This is a genomic window from Pseudomonas quercus (assembly GCF_012033695.1).
Classification (GTDB): Bacteria; Pseudomonadota; Gammaproteobacteria; order Pseudomonadales; family Pseudomonadaceae; genus Aquipseudomonas; species Aquipseudomonas quercus.
Genome location: NZ_JAAVJI010000016.1, coordinates 104,960 through 111,460, shown reverse-complemented (window position 1 = coordinate 111,460; position 6,501 = coordinate 104,960). Strand labels below are relative to the sequence as shown.

Below are 6,501 nucleotides of genomic sequence, written 5' to 3'. Positions count from 1 at the left end.
ATGGCTAGCAGCTTTAAACCCAGGCCTTTGAAACACCTGTTCACCGCCAACGGCTGCTGGGCAGGTTTGCTGGAGGCCGGCGGTCTGCGTGACATCGAAGTGGAGTCGGTGAGTAAAATGCTGGCCTGCGGCACCTCGATCCTGGGCGTGAAGCACTACACCTGCGCCAATGAGCGTTGCCCGCACGTCAAATACCTGTGCAATACCTGCCACTGCCGGGCCTGTCCCTCGTGCGGCAAAAAAGCCACCGATCAATGGATCGCCGTCCAACACAACCGCTTGCCTGATTGCGCCTGGTACCACCCGGTGTTCACGCTGCTCGACACACTGTGGCCGCTGTTCTTTCATAACCGTGGTTTGCTCGATGCATTGTGTCGGCTGGCCGCAGACAACCTGCTGTATGCGGGAAAACGGCGGGGGCTGCATATTGGTCTGTTTGGCGCGATCCATACCTACGGTCGACGCCTCAACTGGCATCCTCACGTACACATTTCGGCCACTGCGGGTGGTCTGGATGAGCAGGACGTCTGGAAAAATATCGCGTTTCATGAAAAGGCCATGCGTCGGCGCTGGATGTGGAATGTGCGCAACCATCTGTTGGAGCACTGGGGTCAGATCAAAATGCCACCGGAGCTGGCGCATATCACCTGTGAAAGTGACTGGCGAAACCTGGTGCTTAATGCGGGTGGTCAGCACTGGCACATCTATTTGTCGAAGAAGACGGAAAACGGGCGCAAGACCGTGAATTACCTGGGCCGCTACCTGAAGAAACCGCCGATTTCTGGTAGTCGCCTGGCGCATTACACGTCCGGTCCCTCGTTGAGCTTCACCTACCTGGATCACCGCACGCAGACCTACCAAAAGGAGTCGTTGAGCCAGGCCAACATGCTACGCCGGGTGGTACAGCACATCCCGGAGAAGCATTTTCGGATGATCCGGTATTTTGGGTTTCTGGCCAACCGGGTGTGCGGGCAGTACCTGCCGAAGGTGTATGAAGCGCTGGAGATGACGAAACCAGGGCCAACACCAAAGCTGTATTTTGCGCAGATGGCCAAAGCGTTTTTAAACGTTGATCCGTTCAGCTGCGTACTGTGCGGGGCGAACATGGTGTACACGGCAGCGATCAGCGGGCTGACGGTGAAGGGGCTAGTGACCCATGCCCATGCTATTGCGCAGATGAGGTACGTGAAACCGTGACACGGGGAAGGTGCGTCCGCAGTGCAGGTTTAGGGCTAAAAACCGCTTCCTGATCAGCGGCTTACAGCGAAAGCCGCTTGAATTCACTGTCCGGCCTCTGACTCGCTTGCGCCTGTCGTGCCATAACGCTCTTGCCTGGAACCTCCTTTTGATGTGTAGGAATCTTTGAAATTCCTACACATGAACTGGTTTGGGTACAGTAATCCGGCAATGGAGGAAGCGCTGTGCGAGACCACGATCCTGCCTCAGTTTGCCGGTTTGGCGCTGAAGCGCATTCCCGATGAAACCACGATCCTCAACTTCCGTCGCCTGCTGGAGAAGCACCAGTTGGCGGCTGGCATCCTCCAAGTCATCAACGGCTATCTGCAGGACAAAGGCCTATCGTTACGCCAGGGCACCATTGTGGATGTCACGATCATCCACGCCCCCAGCTCGACGAAGAACAAGGACGGCAAGCGCGATCCCCAGATGCACCAGACCAAGAAGGGCAATCAGTACTACTTCGGGATGAAGGCGCACATCGGCGCCGATGTCGAGTCGGGCCTGGTGCATCACGTGCACGGCACCCCTGCCAATGTGCCTGACGTCACCCAGGTGGCCGAGCTGCTGCACGGTGAAAAGAACGCGGTGTACGCCGATGCCGGCTATACCGGGGTCGAAAAGCGCGATGAGCATGCTGATCGGCCGGTGATCTGGCAGGTAGCAGCGCGGCGCAGCACCTATTCAAAGCTGAGCAAACGTAGTCTGATTCACAAAGGCAAGCGGCGTATCGAGCGGACTAAGGCGCAAACCCGGGCCAAGGTCGAACATCCGTTTCGAGTGATCAAACGCCAGTTTGGCTATGTGAAAACGCAGTCTCGTGGGCTGATGAAAAACACGGCTCAACTGACCACGCTGTTCGCGCTGTCGAACCTGTGGATGGTGCGAAAGCGGCTGATGGGTTTGGGTGAGGTACGCCCGTAACAGGGCAAACCGGGCTGAAAAGCCCGCTAGATGCCTTGAAATCGAGGCGTTTTGACATTTTCGGGCGGTTTTCAGGGGAATGCGATGGAATGCCCGATCTTTCCTCAGCAAAACGGCGCTAATTCAGACCATCCTTAGGTCGCCAATCGGCAGAATTAAGCAAAGTGCGCATATGCATCTGTACCTGCGCGCCCTAAGGAACATAGGTCCTGGCGACCAATCAGCCATGCTCTGGAACCTTAGCTGGAGCCCGACCACTTATTAGGCGTCATGCAGGATGCATTGAACATGCTCTCTAGTGCTCCAGTTCATAAAGCAGGGTTATAATCAATATGCTTCGCCCCATCCCCACCCACTTAAATGCTCCATCGATTAGTACCTACGGTAGTAATGTTTCTGAGTTTGACCAGGCAGAAGCGTCAGATATGCCGCGCCGGCTTACCTTTACTATTGCCAACCGTAACGTTGATGTGACATTTGACCCGTTAGTTGCGACTCCCAACGCGGCTGCGCAAATTGCTCACGTGCTGAATGCTGAGCAACGTACAAATCTGACCGTCCGACCAGCGGGTACTGTGAACAACCCTTCCCAATTGATTACGTTCGAAACGCCTTCCAAATCGCCTACCCATGGGCACCCTGAGGATGTATTAGTCCTACTTCATGTTTCTCTAAATGGACAGGCATTACGGTGTGAGTTGAAGAATCCGCGCACGCATTTTCCCCGGTTTCTGGGTCGCTTCGAGCAGCCTCGACGCGTTATGACGTCCTCATCAAATGTGCCGCTGAACATCGCAAATTTGCGACAACAGTGGCTACAGCAGCAAAACATGATAAGAGAAGCTTTCGACCAGCAAGGTCTAATCAAAAAAGACTTAGTCGCCAGCCCTGACCAGCCGTTCGAATATGTAGATTTCTTCCAAGATTTTCATCAGCGTAAGCCTGCCGATATGACCCGCGCAGGCCACCTGGACAAAGACGAGATATTACGGGAGTCCGAGTGGATACATGGCGAGTCTTTCACCAAAGAATTATTCGCGGGTGCGCGCGGCCTGGGAAATAATTTGACCTGCAATAATCTGAAGTGGCTAGGAACACCTCGACATTTCACTGAGCTAGGCGATTACATTGTTGCGGAAAAACTGAGCCGACTTGATTTGTCGCTCGATAACTTGGTGGCAGGAGACGGCTCGCGAAAGGTTGTCGGCGGCCTGCGACGTATCGGTAATAACTTCTCTGCTCCGAGCCTCCAGCAATTGAATCTGCACTACCAAGAACACTTTACGGAATTTGGTCGCCAGTTCAAAGCGCCCAATCTGATTGGCCTGTCGTTGCGTGGCGCAACAAGTTTTGAAAAATTTCCGGGCGATATGCGCCTTCCGTCACTGGTAACCCTTGATCTGATCGGTGCGGAGCGTTTCCGCGGATTTCCTGCGGGTTTCCTTGACCATATGCCGAATTTAAGGTCGCTTGAGCTGCGTGGCACTGCTGCCCGCTATCGCGACTTGCCACAGCATATCCGCGAAAACCGCGATATCTATATCGATATTCGCCCAGCAGGTGAAGGCAACGGGCGGATTGATGGTCAGCAAACTACTCATCAGCAGTCAGTGCATCTTTCTTCATCAAAAAGCGCCCAGCGGATTATCGCCAAAGCGGCCGGTGCAAAGTTCCCCGAAGAGTTCGAACGGTTGAGTGACTACATCATGGCGCTACCTTCTGTGCCAGTTCCTGACGGTTTACAGGCAAGGCTGGACGCCCCCTTGGGAGGCCTAGTGCAGTATGTGCAAGCTCTCGGCAAAGAGCATCCCCACCGGCAGTACTTCACAGCTCCAGTGAATGCGGCCAAGCGGGGATTGAGTGGTGCAGCTCTCACCATGGACGTCAAAGACCCGCACTCCGGCATTTCTACCAAGGATTACTTAACGGCGTGCTGGCATGTCACACGCGATCCGGAAAACCGCCATGAGCAGGTGACCGATGAGACAGCCCGCGAAAAGTTCGTGCAGGCACTTTATGAGATACAGCGCGGATACAATTTGAAAGGCACTCACGATCACTTAGAGGATGATGGCGACCCGCGTGATCTTGCCATTTGCAATGCTGGTGCCTTTAACAAAATTACCAACGTGATGAGTGAAATCCTCCGTGACGCGGAAACTATCTACATCACCGAGGACGTCATCAAACTCAAGGCTGCTGCGCTCATCAAGAACGTAATAGGTGACAAGCTTGCTGATGGTGAACTATCACTGGCCGATTTCCATGAGCCGGACGAAGACGGAGAAATTCTATGCACGGCAAAAACAGTCGCGGCATTAAAAACAGATATGCTCGGGTCGCTATATGAATCATTGAATTTACAGGACCAGACAGGTTTGGATGAGCAACGAAACAAAAAGCGAGCAGAAGAATTTCTCGATTATCAGCTTGCTACGACCGACCTGGCGAACATCATAACTCGTTCAAAAGGGAAGGGAAAAGCCAGCGATTGAAGGAGGATGCCAAGTGCCTGCTGGCGGCGCTTGGCATTTATACGCCAATGTCGCTGCTGATGAACCTGGCAGCCTGCGGCTGCAAATCGGTCTATGTCCGCTTTAGAGCCGTATGCCTGCCCATGTGCCTGGACTGCTTTCGGAACCCCCTAAGCCCTTCTGACCACCTACCCGGATCCAGGTCGTCCATCTCGACCGCTAACATTCCCAGAACAGGCTCAGCCAGCGATGAATCCACTCCCATTAGGTAGCTCTGCCCGAAACTACACCGCGCCAGTTAATAACGGCCAACCAGTGATGGTGGCAAGCCTGCAAGCCCCAGCATCCTCGCCCTATCGCACTACACCCGCCAGCCTGAGCTCGATCATCGTTCGCTGACCGTTCGTGAAGAGCCTAGGCCCTTTAAATGGTAATAATTCACCCAACACGTTCACGACCAGGAACGTCACCTTATGAAACTATCCTTCAAATCATTCATAAACTCCATATCGACCTCGCTTCCTGAAGTCAGCCAGTCTTCCCCCCCTTCTCAACCCAACGGAACCGGCGAGATGCCGCGAGTCAGGCAGCCTAATAGGTTCCTACTCAACGGAGGGGCGTTCATCAGGCTCGGGCCCATGGCGGCAACGGCCCATGATAAAAACAGAAAAATCACTGAAAAAGAAAATGACACGGTGAACCGATTGCTCACGCTCGAGCCGGAAGAGCTGAAGAATATTAAAAGTGAAGTGCATGGTGAGGGGAGTTCGGAAATTCAATGCCATACGTACTTGAAAACCCTCAAGAAAAATGGGAAAGATAAGACGTTCGAGGTATGCGCAAAAGCGAAGAAAAATCGTGAAGCCTCCAAATACGTCGACAGCGTAGAAGTTTATACCGTGCCGAAAAAGCGCGACGAAGAAAAGTCGCTTCACATTTTTAGGCGTTTCCATGAGCCGAGAAAAACCCTAATCGATTTGCCCAATGAATTGCAGAAAATCATCGCCGAAGAGGCGTACTTCAAAGGAGAAGAGGAAGAAACCAATTTGGCATTGTTGGCCTCCAGCCGGCAAACGAGAGAGGTCACGAGCGATTCGCTGCAAAAGTCAATAGGTTCGGGCGCGTCGCCGGTCGCTAAATTCATTGAAGATAATAAAAAGGGGTGGTTGGCAGAAAAGCTGAGCGACAAGAAGATAGAAGAGCAGGTTGACGACTTTAAAAAAAATGCCATTTTGGAAAAACATGGTAGCCGCATCAGGTCGACATTTACTGAGGAAGTATATAACACTCATGAAGCTAAATTCCTCGCCTTGTCTCCAATGGGAATGAATTTTGTCGCAGCTCATCTGCACCTCTTGAATGATGCTTATACGCCTGAAAGTTTAATCAGCCTCGCTAGCCTGTCGGCTGAAAAAAGAGATTTTGTTAAGAAATATCAATCACGCTTTTTGATAGAAGCAGACTATGGTCGCGGTGTGGTGAAAAACGGGGACTACATCAATTGGCTAGCGTCACGCTGTGATTCGCCTGACAAACTTAAGACGCTATTGAAAAATTTCCCAAATCAAAACTCAAACTCGCCTTTTGCAGTGGCCAAGTTTTACGGGCCTTTTAAAAAGCCTTTTGGTGAAGAGGGCCCTATCCCGCCAGTGCACTTGGTACATACCCCTAATTAGCTTCCACTTTATTAAAGGGTGAGCTACCCGGCCCGTGAGGCTGGGTCTTTCCTCCAAACATTCATAACAAATTGCTGACAAACCTCTAGATCACCCAAACCTGCTATAGGCGAGCAGCACAGCCCCGCGCTTACAGGTGAAATTTGCAATTCCAGGGTTCGTCTGATCCTGCCCAGCATCAGTGGACACGG

3 protein-coding genes and 1 pseudogene are annotated in these 6,501 nt (G+C 52.6%); all 4 read left to right on the top strand.

Annotated features, from left to right (window positions below):
* Positions 1 to 1,197, top strand: a complete 1,197-nt coding sequence (locus HBH25_RS20445) for an IS91 family transposase (protein ID WP_168085775.1) — start codon at positions 1 to 3, stop codon at positions 1,195 to 1,197.
* 174 nt (positions 1,198 to 1,371) lie between these two features.
* Positions 1,372 to 2,160: pseudogene (locus tag HBH25_RS20440) on the top strand (IS5 family transposase); the annotation flags it as partial.
* A gap of 332 nt (positions 2,161 to 2,492) precedes the next feature.
* Positions 2,493 to 4,655, top strand: a complete 2,163-nt coding sequence (locus tag HBH25_RS20435; protein ID WP_168085774.1) for a hypothetical protein — start codon at positions 2,493 to 2,495, stop codon at positions 4,653 to 4,655.
* A gap of 452 nt (positions 4,656 to 5,107) precedes the next feature.
* Positions 5,108 to 6,310: a hypothetical protein gene (locus tag HBH25_RS20430; RefSeq protein WP_168085773.1), complete on the top strand. Its 1,203-nt coding sequence runs from the start codon at positions 5,108 to 5,110 to the stop codon at positions 6,308 to 6,310.
* The last annotated feature ends 191 nt before the right edge of the window (positions 6,311 to 6,501 follow it).